11 protein-coding genes are annotated in these 15,073 nt (G+C 67.9%); 4 read left to right on the forward strand and 7 right to left on the reverse strand.

The features are described from left to right. Positions 1-31 precede the first annotated feature (31 nt). The gene (locus ACTJKY_RS09135) at positions 32-862 is read right to left on the reverse strand and encodes an aldo/keto reductase (RefSeq protein WP_440846317.1); all 831 of its coding nucleotides are present in this window, start codon (positions 860-862) and stop codon (positions 32-34) included. Beyond that, positions 862-1,812: an NADP-dependent oxidoreductase gene (locus tag ACTJKY_RS09140; protein ID WP_440845572.1), complete on the reverse strand. Its 951-nt coding sequence runs from the start codon at positions 1,810-1,812 to the stop codon at positions 862-864. The genes ACTJKY_RS09135 and ACTJKY_RS09140 overlap by 1 nt, the downstream gene beginning before the upstream one ends. A gap of 384 nt (positions 1,813-2,196) precedes the next feature. Here ACTJKY_RS09140 and ACTJKY_RS09145 point away from each other — a divergent pair, with 384 nt between their 5' ends. Next, on the forward strand, positions 2,197-3,150 hold the full coding sequence (locus tag ACTJKY_RS09145) for a GAF domain-containing protein (protein WP_440845573.1): 954 nt from the start codon (positions 2,197-2,199) through the stop codon (positions 3,148-3,150). Positions 3,151-3,293: 143 nt separating this feature from the next. After that, positions 3,294-4,811 (forward strand): aldehyde dehydrogenase, encoded by a 1,518-nt coding sequence (gene adh, locus ACTJKY_RS09150; protein ID WP_440846318.1) that lies wholly within the window; start codon positions 3,294-3,296, stop codon positions 4,809-4,811. Positions 4,812-4,877: 66 nt separating this feature from the next. Here the strand turns inward: adh and adhP are convergent, their stop codons facing one another. From adhP to ACTJKY_RS09165, 3 genes are all read right to left on the reverse strand, one after another. Beyond that, positions 4,878-5,909 carry an alcohol dehydrogenase AdhP gene (adhP, locus tag ACTJKY_RS09155; RefSeq protein ID WP_440845575.1) on the reverse strand — a complete coding sequence of 344 codons (1,032 nt, stop codon included), beginning with the start codon at positions 5,907-5,909 and terminating at the stop codon, positions 4,878-4,880. A gap of 77 nt (positions 5,910-5,986) precedes the next feature. Continuing rightward, entirely contained in the window at positions 5,987-7,378 is a 1,392-nt protein-coding gene (locus ACTJKY_RS09160; protein ID WP_440845577.1) for an NAD-dependent succinate-semialdehyde dehydrogenase, read from the reverse strand. A 128-nt stretch (positions 7,379-7,506) separates the two neighbouring features. After that, positions 7,507-8,610 carry a LysR family transcriptional regulator gene (locus ACTJKY_RS09165; protein WP_440845578.1) on the reverse strand — a complete coding sequence of 368 codons (1,104 nt, stop codon included), beginning with the start codon at positions 8,608-8,610 and terminating at the stop codon, positions 7,507-7,509. On the opposite strand from ACTJKY_RS09165, the gene ACTJKY_RS09170 reads away from it, so the two are divergent. Further along, on the forward strand, positions 8,513-9,475 hold the full coding sequence (locus ACTJKY_RS09170; RefSeq protein ID WP_440845579.1) for an NAD(P)H-binding protein: 963 nt from the start codon (positions 8,513-8,515) through the stop codon (positions 9,473-9,475). The genes ACTJKY_RS09165 and ACTJKY_RS09170 overlap by 98 nt on opposite strands. 80 nt (positions 9,476-9,555) lie before the next feature. Here the strand turns inward: ACTJKY_RS09170 and ACTJKY_RS09175 are convergent, their stop codons facing one another. Further along, a complete protein-coding gene (locus tag ACTJKY_RS09175; RefSeq protein WP_440845580.1) occupies positions 9,556-11,658 on the reverse strand; it encodes a malate synthase G in 2,103 nt (700 codons plus the stop codon). Positions 11,659-11,762: 104 nt separating this feature from the next. On the opposite strand from ACTJKY_RS09175, the gene ACTJKY_RS09180 reads away from it, so the two are divergent. Beyond that, positions 11,763-12,638 (forward strand): LysR family transcriptional regulator, encoded by an 876-nt coding sequence (locus tag ACTJKY_RS09180; RefSeq protein ID WP_440845581.1) that lies wholly within the window; start codon positions 11,763-11,765, stop codon positions 12,636-12,638. A 23-nt stretch (positions 12,639-12,661) separates the two neighbouring features. On the opposite strand, the gene ACTJKY_RS09185 is transcribed toward ACTJKY_RS09180, so the two are convergent. After that, positions 12,662-15,022, reverse strand: a complete 2,361-nt coding sequence (locus ACTJKY_RS09185; protein WP_440845583.1) for a heavy metal translocating P-type ATPase — start codon at positions 15,020-15,022, stop codon at positions 12,662-12,664. Between the last annotated feature and the right edge of the window lie 51 nt (positions 15,023-15,073).

Genomic DNA, 15,073 nt, shown 5'->3' on the forward strand with positions numbered 1-15,073 from the left:
CGGGCCAGCACGCAGCTCTGCAGGGAGGGCCCTATAGCATTTCGAGGGGACCTGGCCTTGCCGGTGCGGGGAAAGCCCGGTCGAGGGCATCGAGCACATCGTCGTCGAGGTTGAGATCCGCGGCACCGGCATTCTCGCGCGCGTGCGCCGCCGTTCCCGCCTTCGGTATGGCGATCAGGTTCTTTCTGCGGAGCAACCACGCCAGTGCAACCTGCGCCGGCGTCGCGGAAAGCGCGTCGGCGATCTGCTGGAGCGCCGGGCTTCCGACCAATCGCCCCTGCTCGACCGGACTATATGCCATGGTGATCATCCGTCGGGCATACAGCCAGGGAAGCAGATCAAATTCCGGGCCGCGTCGCCCGAGATTGTAGAGGATCTGATCGGTGGCACAGTCTTCGCCGCCCGCCGCGACGAGCTCCGCCATGTCGTGGATGTCGAGGTTGCTGACGCCCCAGTAGCGGATCTTCCCGGCGTCGCGCAGCGCGTTCATCGCGTCGACTGTCTCGGCAAGGGGTACGCTGCCGCGCCAGTGGAGCAGATACAGATCGATGCAATCCGTACCGAGCCGCCGAAGGCTGGCCTCGCACGCCTTCCGAAGTCGGTCGCGGCCGGCATTGTGCGGATAGGCCTTGCTGACGAGGAACAGCTCGTCCCGCCTGTCGCCGAGCGCCTCGCCGATCAGCGTCTCGGCTGCGCCCTCGCCATACATCTCGGCCGTGTCGATGAGCGTCATGCCCGCGTCCACGCCCGCACGCAGCGCCGCGATCTCGGCCGTACGCAACTCGCGGCGTTCGCCCATTTTCCAGCTGCCCTGCCCGAGGGCAGAGACGGTTTCGCCGCCGGGAAGCGTGACCGTGCCGATCACTCGCCCAGGTCCAGAATGACCTTGCCACGAGGATGCTCCTCGCGGGCGAAACGTTGCGCCTCGCGGATGTCGTCGAGCGGAAACCGCTTCGCGATTTCCACGCGCACCTGGCCGTCGGCGATCAGGCCGAGTGCCTGCTCGAGTTCGGCTGCATTGGGATCGGCATGCCAGCGCGGCACCGTGCGGACGCCGAGTTCGGCAGCCTTCTTCTCGTCCGGCTCCAGCGTCGAGACGAGGATGCCGCCCTTTTGGAGCGTGGTGAACGAGCGCGCCTGTGTCTCGCCGCCCTGCGTGTCGAATACCATGTCGAGATGCGTGGCGACGTCCTCGAAGCGCTCCTTCTTATAGTCGATCGCCGTGTCCGCGCCGAGCGCGCGCACGAACTCCAGATCGCGCTCGGAGGCGGTCGCGAACACGGTCGCCCCCTTCCAGCGGGCGAACTGCACCGCCATGTGGCCGACACCGCCGGCCCCGCCATGGATGAGCACGCGCTGGCCCGCCTCAAGCCCGCCATGATCGAACAGCCCCTGCCATGCGGTCATCGCTGCGAGCGCCAGCGCGCCGGCGACTTCGGTATCGATACCGTCGGGCACCTTCACCAACTCGCTGGTCTTCACCACGACGCGCTCGCTCTGGGCACCGCGGTCAGGTCCGATGAAGGCACAAACCCGGTCGCCGACCGCCCATTCTCCATTCGCGCTGCCGACCGTCTCGATCGTCCCGGCGAGGTCGCGTCCGAGCACGAACGGCAGCTTGTCCGCACCCATTGGCGGATACTTCCCCTCGGCCGTTTTCCAGTCGACCGGATTGATGCTGGCAACAGCGACGCGCACCACAACCTCGTCGGCAGCAGGCGCGGATACGGGCAGCGTAGCCACCTGGACGACCTCCGGGCCGCCGAACTTCTCGATCCATACGGCACGCGTCGTTTCGGCTTCGTTCGGCATGATTGTCTCCATTCGGGATCACGCACATAACGCTTGCGGAGCACGGCGGCTCCAGGTGGCTCTGACTTTTGCGGAGACGCGGCTGAGCCGTCGGTCATGGCGGGAGCGGCTGTTTTCGGTCGTCACTACATCACAACGGAATGTCAGAAATCGAGGCACGTCCTATCCTTGATAGCGACCGTAGCTCCCCGGTGGCGCGGGGAGCCGGCCGATGACGGGACGGGGCCGGCTCCAGAGCCATCACCATGTCATGGTCGACCAGGCGCCCGCTGCGCCTCGAAATCTTGCGACCGAAGGCTGCCGTGGCGGGCGCTCCCTAAGGACAAGCCCGACTTGACGGGTGCGCCGTATCGCGCGCAGCATCGCAGTGTAACGGAGTTCCCGATGTCCGCCCACTCGCCGCGCCACGCCGATATCGTGCTCGACGCCGTACGCTCGCCCAGTAGCGCCGCGGTGTCGCCGATTGCTGCTTCCTGGTGCCGTTCGGCGATCCACCACAAGCTCGATCCGGAGATGGGCACGCGCGAGCGCATCGGCGACGCCGCGCTTACCGAGCGGCGGACATTGCACCAGCCGCTGCTCCTGGTCGCCGGGCCGGTGCTGGACGAGATGTTCCGGACGGTCGGTCGCAGTGGCTGCGGCGTGGTACTGAGCGACGCGGAAGGCGTGATCCTGGAGGCGCGCAGCGCTCCCGGCGATGCCGAGGCCTTTACCCGTGCCGGCCTGGTAGAGGGCGCACGCTGGAGCGAAGCGGAAGAAGGCACCAACGGCATCGGCACCTGCCTGTTCGAGGACCAGCCGGTGATCATCCAGCGCGATCAGCATTTCGCCAGCCGGAACATCGGGATCAGCTGCATGGACGCGCCGGTCCATGATCCCGAGGGACGTCTGGTGGCCGCGCTCGACGTGTCGAGCTGCCGGGCGGACCATGGCCCGGCGATGGCGGAGATGATCGCCTCGCTGGTACGTGATGCCGCGCGGCGGATCGAGCGCGACTATTTCTGCCGCTATTTCGCCGATCGCCGTATCCTGTTCCTGGCCGACGACGCGGCGAGCGGCACCGCGCTGCTCGCCGTCGATCGCGACGATCTGGTGGTCGGTGCAAGCCGTGGCGCACGGTTGCGGTTGGGGCTGGGGGCGACGGCGCGGCTCGATCCGCAACCGCTCGAATCGCTGCTGGGCAATGGCGGGGCGCCGTCGTTCGACGAAGCCGAGCGCACCGTGCTGCGCCAGGCGCTCGCCTGCGCCGGTGGCAATGCCAGCGCGGCGGCGCGGCTGCTCGGTATCGGCCGGGCGACCTTCTACCGGCGGCTGAGCAAGGCCGGCATCCGCCATTGACCGCCGCCTGTCTCATAATCGAGACAGGACCGCCCATCACCCGCATCGGCCCTCTTCCCGCCGCCACGGCTGCGGCGCATCCTCAGCACCGGACGCCGATCACGGCGCATCACATTTAGGCAAGAGGATCCTGGCACATGGACATGGTGGTGGAAAAACGTGCGAGCGCGCTGAAGGCGCCGTTCGCGGCACGCTATGACAACTTCATCGGCGGCCGCTTTGTCGCACCCAGGGCAGGGCGCTACTTCCAGAACGTCTCGCCGGTAACGGGGATGGTGGTGTGCGAGATCGCCCGCTCCGATGCCGCCGACATTGAATTGGCGCTCGACGCTGCCCATGCCGCCGCCGATGCCTGGGGGCGCACCCCGGTCGCCGAGCGCGCGCTGATCCTCAACCGCATCGCCGATCGCATGGAGGCCAATCTCGAAAAGCTCGCCACCGCCGAAACCTGGGACAATGGCAAGCCGATCCGCGAAACCATGGCGGCCGACGTGCCGCTGGCGATCGATCATTTCCGCTATTTCGCCGGGGTGGTGCGAGGCCAGGAAGGCTCGATCGGCGAGATCGATCATGACACGATCGCCTATCATTTTCACGAGCCGCTCGGCGTGGTGGGGCAGATCATCCCCTGGAACTTCCCGCTGCTGATGGCGGCGTGGAAGCTGGCACCGGCACTCGCGGCGGGCAATTGCGTGGTGCTGAAGCCCGCGGAGCAGACGCCGGCCTCCATTCTCGTCTGGGCCGAACTGATCGGCGACCTGCTGCCGCCGGGCGTGCTCAACATCGTCAACGGCTATGGCCTGGAGGCGGGCAAGCCGCTGGCCTCGTCGCGCCGGATCGCCAAGATCGCCTTTACCGGCGAGACCAGCACCGGCCGCCTGATCATGCAATATGCCAGCGAGAACCTGATCCCCGTCACCCTGGAGCTCGGCGGCAAATCGCCGAACATCTTCCTGGAGGACGTGACGCGCGAAGATGACGATTTCTTCGACAAGGCGGTCGAGGGCTGCGTGATGTTCGCGCTCAACCAGGGCGAGGTGTGTACCTGCCCGAGCCGCGCGCTGGTGCACGAGAAGATCTATGACCGCTTCATCGAGCGCGCGCTGCAGCGGGTGCGGGCGATCGTGCAGGGCAGCCCGCTCGATCCTGCGACGATGATCGGCGCGCAGGCCTCGTCCGAGCAGCAGCAGAAGATCCTGTCCTATATCGATATCGGCCGACAGGAAGGCGCCGAGCTGCTGATCGGCGGCGGCGCGGCCGATCTTGGCGGCGATCTCTCGGGCGGATTCTACGTCAACCCGACGGTGTTCCGTGGGCACAACAAGATGCGGATCTTCCAGGAGGAGATCTTCGGGCCGGTGCTGTCGGTCGCCACGTTCAAGGACGAGGCCGAGGCGCTGCAGATCGCCAACGATACCGCCTATGGCCTGGGTGCCGGCGTGTGGAGCCGCGATGCCAACACCTGCTACCGCTTCGGCCGCGCGATCAAGGCAGGGCGGGTGTGGACCAACTGCTACCACGCCTATCCGGCGCATGCGGCGTTCGGCGGGTACAAGCAGTCGGGCATCGGGCGCGAAAACCACAAGATGATGCTCGATCATTATCAGCAGACCAAGAACCTGCTGGTCAGCTACAGCCCGAAGAAACTCGGCTTCTTCTGATCGCAACGATCCCGGCGCCGGGAGCAAGGCGGGGGATGCACGCCCCCGCCTCTTTCGGGCGAGGGCCTATCCATTCTCGAAATCGAGAACGATGCGGCCCTCGATCTCGCCGCGGTGCATGCGGCCGAAGACATCGTTGATGTTCTCCAGCGTGTCCGTGGCGACGGTCGCCCGGACCTTGCCGGAAGCGGCGAAGTCGAGTGCTTCCTGAAGGTCGAGCCGGGTGCCGACGATCGATCCGCGCACCGTCACGCCGTTCAGCACCGTGTCGAAGATCGAGAGCGGGAAATCGCCTGCGGGCAAGCCGTTGAGCGATACCGTTCCGCCGCGGCGCACCATGCCCATCGCCTGCTGGAACGCCTTGGGGCTGACGGCGGTGACGAGCACGCCCTGCGCGCCGCCGATCTCCTTCTTGATGAAGGCCGCCGGATCGGTGTGCAGCGCATTGACGGTGAGCGACGCGCCGAGCGACTCGGCCAGCTTGAGCTTGGCCTCGTCGATATCGACCGCGACGACGTTCAGCCCCATCGCCTTGGCATATTGCACCGCCATGTGGCCGAGCCCGCCGATGCCGGAAATCGCCACCCAGTCGCCCGGCTTGGTGTCGGTGACCTTCAGGCCTTTGTAGACCGTCACCCCCGCGCACAATATCGGCGCGATCTCGACGAAGCCGATATCTTTGGGCAGGTGCCCGACATAGTTGGGATCGGCGAGGACATATTCCGCGAAGCTGCCGTTGACCGAATAGCCGGTATTCTGCTGCAGGTCGCACAGCGTTTCCCATCCGCCCAGGCAATGCACGCAGTGCCCGCACGCGGTGTAGAGCCACGGCACCCCGACCCGGTCGCCTTCCTTGACATGGGTGACGCCCGAACCGACGGCCACGACATGGCCGACGCCCTCATGGCCGGGGATGAACGGCGGGTTGGGCTTCACCGGCCAATCGCCCTCGGCGGCGTGGAGATCGGTGTGGCAGACGCCGGTAGCGGTGATCTTGACGAGGATCTGGCCGGGGCCGGGCATCGGCACGGTCACCTCTTCGATGACCAGGGGCTTGCCGAATTCGCGGACCACCGCCGCCTTCATTGTCTTCTGCATGATGCTGCCTCGTGCTTGACAGGGGCGTACCGTCCGCGCCTGTCCGATGGGAAGGGCTCGCTCGGGATCGAGCGGCTTCAGAACGGCGCGTCGATATCCACCACGTCGATCAGCTTGTGATTGACGAACTCCTTGATGCCGAGGCCCAACAGCTCGCGGCCATACCCCGACCGCCGGACCCCGCCGAAGGGCAGATCGGCTTTGACCATGGTCGGGTGGTTCACGAAGACCATGCCGGTGGATATTTTGCGCGCGACCTCCGCGCCGCGCTTGGTGTCGGCGGTGAACACCGAGCCGCCGAGGCCGAACGGGGAATCATTGGCGATCCGCACGGCGTCGTCCGCGTCCTTGGCACGGAACAGCATCGATACGGGGCCGAAGAACTCCCAGTGGCGCGCGGGATTGTCGTCGTCGAGATCGGTGAGGATCACCGGCTGCAGGAACGCGCCGCGATTGGGCGCATCGGGGCCGACCGGTGTGGCGGTAGCACCATGTTCGACGGCGCGCGCGATCATCTCGCGCAGATCGGCAACCGCCTTCTCCGACGAGAGCGGCGCCAGCGTGGTTTCGGGGTCGGAAGGGTCGCCCATGCGCAGCGCGCTGACGCCCTTGGTGTAGCGTTCGAGGAACGCATCATAGACCTCGTCCACGATGATCATGCGCTTCGAGGAGACGCAGACCTGGCCGCCGTTCCAATGCCGGCCGAACACCGCCCAATCGACCGTCTTGTCGAGATCGGCATCGGCGAGCACGATAAAGGCATCCGCACCGCCCAGTTCCATCGTCGATTTCTTGAGCGCCTTGCCGGCTTGCGCGGCGACCACGGCGCCGGCGGCTTCCGATCCGGTCAGCGCGACACCGTGCACCCGCGGATCGTTGATGATGCGTTCGATCTGGTCGTGGGTGGCGTACAGGTTCCGGAAGGCCCCTTCGGGCAATCCGGCTTCGCGCATCAATGCTTCGAAGGCCGCCGCACATTGCGGGACGTTGGCGGCGTGTTTGAGGAGCATCGTGTTGCCGGCCGAGAGCTGCGGCGCGATGATCCGGGCGATCTGGTAATAGGGGAAGTTCCAGGGCTCGATCGCCAGCAGCACGCCGAGCGGCTCGTGGACCAGGGTCGCTTCACCCTCGCGCGGATCGGCCACGGGGAGGCGCTCCGGCGCAAGGAGGTGCTCTGCGTTCTTCGCGTAATATTCGAAGATCGCTGCCGACAGTTCGACTTCCGCCTTCGCTTCGGTGAGGAGCTTGCCCATTTCCAGCGTCAGAAGTCGGGCATAACGGTCCTGGTCCCGGCGCAGGATGGCTGCGGCGTTGCGCAGGATCGTGGCGCGCTCGGCGAAGCTGGTCTCGCGCCAGCGATGAAAGGCGCGATCGGCAGCTTCGATCGCTTGCGAGACTTCCGCGTCGGTCGCATCGGGAAAGGTCTGTAGCAGCTCGCCCGAATAGGGATTGATAGTCGCGTAGGTCATCGAACACTCCTCTCGGCGCCATTGCGCACGTTACTCGAGGCCCGAGCGGGCACGCGACCAGCGCGGAGTCCATCGGGCGTGTCAGGGTGATGACCGACCCAGTGTCGTATCCCTATGCGGATACTTACTTATCTTCTGGAGATTAGGTCGCGCGTCAGGCGCTGCCCATGGGCATTGAACGCCGTCACGAGATGATCGAATACCGCCCGGACCCTTGGCGAGGTCCGCAAGCTCTCATGGGTGGTGATCCGCGTCCGGAGCGGCGGGAGTTCGATGTCCGGCAACACCCGCCGCAGCCGATCGTCCGCCAGCCCGATGGCAAGCTGGACGACGGCGATGCCTAGCCCGGCGCGGGCAGCGGCCAGTTGCGCCGGATGCGAATCCGTTCGAACCACGTATCGATTGCGGGCGACGCCGGGGAGGAAGGCGGACGCGAACGCAAGGTCGGGAACGCTCCGGTCGGAGCCGATGATGTCGTGCCCGTCGAGATCGGCGACCGAACGGGGCGTGCCCCGCGCGGCGAGGTAGTCGACATGCGCAAAAAGCCCGATCGCGATGGGCGGCACCTCCCTGGCGACGAGCGCCTCCTGCGCCGGGCGGTGCATGCGGACGGCGATGTCGACTTCCTGCTCCAGGACGTTTGCCGAGGCGTTGCTCAGCACCGTCTCCAGGATGAGATCGGGATGGCGGTGCCGCAGCGGGACCAGCATCGCCGGCAGCAGCTCCACCCCCACCACGTCGGAAACACTCAAGCGGACGATGCCGGCCACCCGGTCGACAGGCTCCGACGCCGCGCGGATGAAGGTCTCCGATGCGCTGGCCATCATGCGTGCGGGCCCGATCAACGCCCGCGCCTGATCGGTCGGCACCACCCCGCGCATCGAGCGCGTGAACAGCACCACGCCCAGCGCCTGTTCCAAGGCGTTCAACCGCGCGCGAACGGTCGGCTGCGATACGCCAAGCCGTCGCGCGGCCGCGGAAAGGCTCCCCTCCTCCAGCACGGCGACAAAGGCACGCTGATCATCCCAGGAAACGCGAGGGTTCATCGAAAAGCTTTCAGCTGCTGAAGCAAGTTCACCAATTCCTTTCATGCGATCGCATCCGGTATTGGTTCGCACAAGAGGTGGAGCGATGATGAATTCGAAGAAAGCACTGGTTCTTGGCGCGAGCGGCGGCATTGGCGGCGAGACCGCGGCCGCCTTGGTGCGGCACGGTTGGGAGGTGATCGCCATGGTGCGCGACACGAGCAAGCGGGGTCGCGGCGGCCCGGCGCATCTCGCGGGCATCACCTGGGTGCAGGGCGATGTCATGGTCGCTGCGGACACGCTCCGCGCTGCCCAGGGGGTGGATGTCATCGTCCATGCGGTCAATCCGCCCGGCTATCGGAACTGGGGCGGCCTGGTCCTGCCGATGGTGGACAACAGCATCGCCGCCGCGAAGCAGGTCGGCGCGCGCCTCGTCGTGCCGGGCGGCCTTTACAATTACGGCTACGACGCCTTCCCGCTGGTGCAGGAAGACGCGCCCCAGCATCCGGTGACCGAGAAGGGGCGGATCCGGGCCGCGCTGGATCTGCGCCTGGAGGCGGCGAGCCGGGAGGGCGCGCCCGCGCTGATGGTGTGCTTCGGCGACTTTTTCGGTCCCGTTCCCGGCGGAAACTGGTTCGAGGCCATGGTCAAGCCGGGCACCAGGGCGACCTCCATCACCTATCCGGGCAAGAAGGGCGTCGGCCATAGCTGGGCCTATCTTCCCGATGCCGGCGAGACGATCGCGCGGCTGCTGGACCGGGAAGACGAACTCGCCGATTTCGCCCGCTTCAACTTCGAAGGCGTGTGGGATCCGGACGGGACCACGATGATCGATGCCATCAAGGCCGAGCTCGGTCGCCCCGAGATCAAGGTGAAGCCGCTGCCATGGTGGCTGCTGGGGGCCGCCGGCCTGGTGCAGGAAACGCCCCGCGAAGTCTGGAAAATGCGCTATCTCTGGCGGCATCCCGTTCGTCTGGACAATCGCCGGCTGGTGGCATTCCTGGGCGAAGAGCCGCACACCCCGCTACGAGACGCGGTGCGGACGACGCTGGCCGGCCTGCGCATCGGCTGATCACGCCGCGTTGAGGCGCAGCGCCGGCAAGGGCGGGTGCCGGGCCGCCCCGCAGAGTCGGGGGGCGGCCCGGCGCTGGATCAACCCTGCGCCTTCACCTTGGCGCGGAAGGCATGGAGCAGCGGCTCGGTATAGCCATTGGGCTGGTCGACGCCGTCGAACACCAGCGCCCGCGCCGCCTGGAAGGCGATGCTCGCCGCCGGGTCGCTCGCCATCGGCCGGTAGAGCGGATCGCCGGCATTCTGTGCATCGACCTTCGCCGCCATGCGCAGCAACGCGGCGTCGACCTGTTCGGGCGTGATCACGCCGTGGAGCAGCCAGTTGGCGAGGTGCTGGCTGGAGATGCGCAGCGTCGCCCGGTCCTCCATCAGGCCGATGTCGTGGATGTCGGGCACCTTGGAGCAGCCGACGCCCTGATCGACCCAGCGTACGACATAGCCCAGGATACCCTGCGCATTGTTGTCGATCTCGTCGCGGATCGCCTCTGCCGGCCAGTTCTGGCCATGTGCCAGCGGCAGCGTGAGCAGCGCGTCGAGCGGCGCGGCCGGCTCCGCTGCGCGCTCGGCCTGGCGTGCGGCGACATCGACCTGGTGGTAATGCGTCGCGTGCAGCGTCGCGGCGGTGGGGGAGGGTACCCATGCCGTGGTCGCGCCCGATTGGGGATGGCCGATCTTCTGGACGAGCATGTCCGCCATGCGATCGGGCATCGCCCACATGCCCTTGCCGATCTGCGCGCGTCCCGAAAGCCCGCAGGCCAGCCCGATCTGCACGTTGCGATTTTCATAGGCCTGGATCCAGGCGCTCGCCTTCATGTCGCCCTTGCGCAGCATCGCGCCGGCCTGCATCGAGGTGTGGATCTCGTCGCCGGTGCGATCGAGAAAGCCGGTATTGATGAAGACGATGCGGTCCTTCACCGCGTGAATGCAGGCCGCCAGGTTGGCGCTGGTGCGCCGCTCTTCGTCCATCACGCCGATCTTGAGCGTGTGCCGCGCGAGGCCGAGCAGATCCTCGATCGCGTCGAACAGATCGTTGGCGAAGGCGGCTTCCTCCGGCCCGTGCATCTTCGGCTTGACGATATAGACCGATCCGGCGCGGCTGTTGCGCAGCGGCCCCGATCCGTTGAGGTCGTGCAGCGCGATCGCCGAGGAGACGATGCCGTCCAGAATGCCTTCGGGCGCCGCGCTGCCGTCGGGCAGGCGCACCGCCGGCGTCGTCATCAGGTGGCCGACATTGCGGATCAGCAGCATCGAACGGCCGGGCAGGGTGAAGGGCGTGCCGTCCGGGGCCACATAGCGACGATCGGCGGCGAGCCGCCGGGTCATCGGCTTGCCGCCCTTGTCGAACGTCTCCTCCAGATCACCGCGCATCAGCCCCAGCCAGTTGGCATAGGCCTGCACCTTGTCCGCCGCATCCACTGCCGCGACCGAATCCTCGAAGTCGCAGATCGTGGAGGTCGCCGACTCCAGCACGACATCGGCGATGCCGGCCGGATCGGTTTTGCCGATCGGGTGATGGGGGTCGATGACCACTTCGATGTGGAGGCCGTGATGGACGAACAGCAGATTGTCGCCGGCCTGGCCGACGAACTGCGAAGGATCGGCGAGCGACAGTGCCGCGCCGTCCCAATCCGCCCAGCTGCCCAGCGCCAGCGGCACCGCGCGATCGAGGAACGCCTTGGCCCAGGCGATCACCGCCGCGCCGCGCGCGGGATCGTAGCCGGGGCCGGAGGCCGCGCCCGGAATCGCGTCGGTGCCGTAGAGCGCGTCGTACAGGCTTCCCCAGCGAGCATTGGCGGCGTTGAGCAGGAAGCGCGCGTTCAGCACCGGCACCACCAGCTGCGGCCCGGCGAGCGTCGCGAGCTCGGGATCGACGTTCTGCGGATCGACCTGGAACGGCGCGGGCTCGGGCACCAGATAGCCGATCTCGCGCAGGAACGCGGTGTAGGCGGCGGCGTCGTGCGGCTGGCCGGCACGCCGGCGATGCCAGGCGTCGATCGCCGCCTGCAGCGCATCGCGCTTCGCCAGCAGCGCCACGTTGCGGGGCGTGAAGCGTTCGAAAATGCCGGCTGCGCCCTGCCAGAAGGCGGCGGCGTCGATCCCCGTGTCGGGCAGCACCCGCGTCTCGATGAAGTCCGCCAAGGTGGCAGCGACCTGCAGGCCTGCCCGTTCGCGCGTCTCGCTCATGCTACACCTCGTCTCCATGTCGTCGGGTATCCGCAGCTGTAGCGCAGTGGCGGTTCCTCCGGTAGAAGGACATAAAGAACGACAGTCGTTCCTTCAGGTTTATAATGTTCGATCCGGACTATGATCTGTTTCTCGAGATTCTCGCCGCCGGGTCGATTTCGGCGGCGGCGCGGCGTCGGGGGCTTTCGCCGCCGGCGCTGTCGAAGCGGCTGATGCGGCTGGAGGATCGGCTGGGCGCGCGGCTGCTCCAGCGGACCACGCGACGGCTGGTGCTCACCCCCGCCGGGCGCGACCTGCGCGATACGATCGCGCCGATCCGCGCGGCGCTGGCCGATGCCGTAGCGCGGATCGCGGGGCGGCAGCGGGGAATCGGCGGCGCCGTGCGGGTGACGGCGCCCACCTCGTTCGGCCGGATGCACGTCGTCCCCGCGCTGCCCGCCTTTCTCGGCGCACACCCCGACATCGACCTTGCGATCGATCTGTCCGACGCCTTTGTCGACCTGCTGGAGGGCCGGCATGACCTGGCCATTCGCATCGCGCGGTCGGCGGGGCCGGGGCTGATCGGCCATAGGCTCGGCACCAGTCGCCGGGTGCTGTGCGCCGCGCCCGCCTATCTAGCGCAGCGGGGCGCGCCGCGATCGCTGGCGGAGCTCGCGCAGCATCGGCTGCTCGCGGCGGACGGCCAGCTTCCGTGGCGGCTGGAGGGGCCCGCCGGCCCGGTGACGCACCCGGGCCGGAGCCGTGTAGCCACCAATTCGAGTGAAGTGGTGCGCGAGCTGGCGGTCGGCGGCTGCGGCATTGCGCTGCGGTCCTTGTGGGATGTGGCGGATGCGCTCGCCGACGGCAGGCTGGTGCGCGTGCTTCCCGACTATGCCGGTTCCGAAGAGGTCGGCGTGTTCGCCGTGCATGCGCCGGATCCCCCGGCGCGCGTGCTCGCCCTCGTCGCGCATCTCAGCGCGACGATCGGGCCGCGCCTCTAGATCCCCGGCCGCGGCATCGCTCGTCACAGCTTCACGGCATTGAGGCGCAGCGCGTTGAGAACGACCGTGAACGACGACAGCGCCATCGCCGCCCCCGCCAGCATCGGCGACAGGAGGATGCCCGCCACCGGATAGAGCACCCCCGCCGCGACCGGCACGCCGATCCCGTTGAACAGGAACGAGAAGAGCAGGTTCTGCCGGACGTTGCGCATGGTGGCGCGCGCGAGCCTGCGGGCGCGGACGATCGCCGAGAGGTCGCCACGCGTCAGGGTCATGCCGGCGCTTTCGATCGCCACGTCGGTGCCTGTCCCCATCGCCAGGCCGACATCGGCGGCGGCGAGCGCGGGGGCATCGTTGATGCCATCCCCGGCCATCGCGACGCGGCGTCCTTCCGCCTTCAGCGCGCCGACGATATCCGCCTTGTCCCCGGGCTTCAGGCCGGCGTGCACCGCGTCCAGCCCGCCCACCGCTCGGGCAACGGCCTCGGCCGTGACGCGATTGTCGCCGGTCAGCATCACCACACGCAAGCCTTCCCGGCGCAGCGTCGCGATGGCGTCCCTGGCCGATGCGCGAACCGGATCGGCGACTGCGAGCAAGCCGGCAAGTTTCCCGTCGACGGCGACCAGCATGACACCCGCACCGTCCTGTCGCCGCCGGTCCGCGGCGACATCGAGCGGCGTCGGATCGGCGCCGACGCGCCGCATCTGTTCGGCATTGCCGATCGCCACCTCGTGCCCGTCGACCCGGGCGGTGACGCCCAACCCGGTCTGCGAGGCGAAGTCCTCCACCTTGCCCAGAACCAGGCCCTTGTCTCGGGCCGCCGTCACGATCGCATGCGCCAAGGGATGTTCGGACTGCGCCTCGACCGCCGCCGCGAGCGCCAGTACCGCGCTGTCGCCGAGCTCGCCCACGGGCTCCACGGCGATCAGCGCGGGCTTGCCTTCGGTCAGCGTACCGGTCTTGTCGATGACGATGGTGTCGACTGACTCGAACGCCTGCAGCGCCTCCGCATTCCTGACCAGCACGCCGGCCTGGGCGCCCTTGCCGGTGCCGACCATGATCGACATCGGGGTGGCGAGACCCAGCGCGCAGGGGCAGGCGATGACCAGAACCGCGATGGCGTTGAGCAGCGCGTGCCCGAACCGAGGCTCGGGGCCGAACAGCGCCCACACCGCGAAGGTCGCGAGTGCGATCAGCACGACCAGGGGAACGAACCATCCCGAAACGCGATCGGCGACCGCCTGGATCGGCGCGCGGCTGCGCTGTGCCTCGGCCACCATCCGGACGATGCGCGCCAGCATCGTATCCGCGCCGACCGCACGGGCTTCGATGACCAGGCTGCCGGTTCCGTTCACCGTGCCCCCCGTCACCGGCGCATCGACCTGTTTGAGGACCGGCGCGGGTTCGCCGCTGAGCATCGATTCATCGACAGAGGATCGGCCCTCGATGACGATACCGTCGACGGGAATCGCTTCACCCGGGCGCACGCGCAGCCGATCCCCCGTCGCCACATCGGCGATGCCGACGTCCTCTTCGGAGCCGTCGGCATGGAGACGCCGCGCCGTCTTGGGCGCGAGATCGAGCAGCGCGCGGATCGCCCGGCCGGTTGCGGCGCGCGCCCGCAATTCGAGGATCTGACCGAGCAGCACCAGCGTCACCACGACGCCGGCGGCTTCGTAATAGACCGGCACCATCCCGCCATGCGTCCGCAAGCGCACGGGGAACACGCCCGGCACCAAGGTGGCGACCAGGCTGTAGAGGAAGGCGGCCCCCACGCCGAGCGCGATCAGGGTGAACATGTTGAAGTGGCGGGTGCGGAGCGATTGCCATCCCCGTACGAAGAACGGCGCGCCGGCCCACAGCACGATCGGCGCGGTGAGCGCCAGCTGCACCCAAGGCGCGGCGGCCGACGGGACGAGGTGCAGCCCGAGCATGTCTGCGCCCATCGAGACGAGGAGCAGCGGGATCGTGAGGGTTCCGGCGACCCAAAGCCGGCGCGTGAAATCGACAAGCTCCGGATTGGGGGCGTCGTCGAGCGACGGTGCCTCGGGCTCCAGCGCCATGCCGCAGATCGGGCAGGTGCCGGGGCCTTCCTGCCGGATTTCGGGGTGCATCGGGCAGGTCCACATCGCGCCGGGGGCGGCCTGTGGTTCGGCGCGCGGCCTGTCGCCCAGATAGGCATCCGGGGCGGCGAGGAACTTGGTGCGGCAGCCGGCCCCGCAGAAATGATAGGCATGGCCGTGATGCTCGGCATGGTGCGGCGTCTTTGCAGGGTCCACCGTCATGCCGCACACGGGATCCTTCACCGTCGCGGCCGCGCCCTCGCCGCCGCAGCAACCATGGGCGGGCGCGGGATGGCCGGCATGGGAATGGTGGTCGTGCATAGCCAAAACTCCTTCGGCCCGAAATTCGATCGGGGCTTCCATAGCGCTCCG

The organism is Sphingomonas sp. 22176, assembly GCF_052045505.1.
In the GTDB taxonomy this organism is placed as follows: domain Bacteria; phylum Pseudomonadota; class Alphaproteobacteria; order Sphingomonadales; family Sphingomonadaceae; genus Sphingomonas.

Excerpts from the sequence above, each read along its gene's own strand:
- ACTJKY_RS09140 (WP_440845572.1), bottom strand. The coding sequence starts at position 1,812 with ATGCCGAACGAAGCCGAAACGACGCGTGCCGTATGGATCGAGAAGTTC.
- ACTJKY_RS09145 (WP_440845573.1), top strand. The coding sequence starts at position 2,197 with ATGTCCGCCCACTCGCCGCGCCACGCCGATATCGTGCTCGACGCCGTA.
- adh (WP_440846318.1), top strand. The coding sequence starts at position 3,294 with ATGGTGGTGGAAAAACGTGCGAGCGCGCTGAAGGCGCCGTTCGCGGCA.
- adhP (WP_440845575.1), bottom strand. The coding sequence starts at position 5,909 with ATGCAGAAGACAATGAAGGCGGCGGTGGTCCGCGAATTCGGCAAGCCC.
- ACTJKY_RS09160 (WP_440845577.1), bottom strand. The coding sequence starts at position 7,378 with ATGACCTACGCGACTATCAATCCCTATTCGGGCGAGCTGCTACAGACC.
- ACTJKY_RS09170 (WP_440845579.1), top strand. The coding sequence starts at position 8,513 with ATGAATTCGAAGAAAGCACTGGTTCTTGGCGCGAGCGGCGGCATTGGC.
- ACTJKY_RS09165 (WP_440845578.1), bottom strand. The coding sequence starts at position 8,610 with ATGGCGATCACCTCCCAACCGTGCCGCACCAAGGCGGCCGCGGTCTCG.
- ACTJKY_RS09175 (WP_440845580.1), bottom strand. The coding sequence starts at position 11,658 with ATGAGCGAGACGCGCGAACGGGCAGGCCTGCAGGTCGCTGCCACCTTG.
- ACTJKY_RS09180 (WP_440845581.1), top strand. The coding sequence starts at position 11,763 with ATGTTCGATCCGGACTATGATCTGTTTCTCGAGATTCTCGCCGCCGGG.
- ACTJKY_RS09185 (WP_440845583.1), bottom strand. The coding sequence starts at position 15,022 with ATGCACGACCACCATTCCCATGCCGGCCATCCCGCGCCCGCCCATGGT.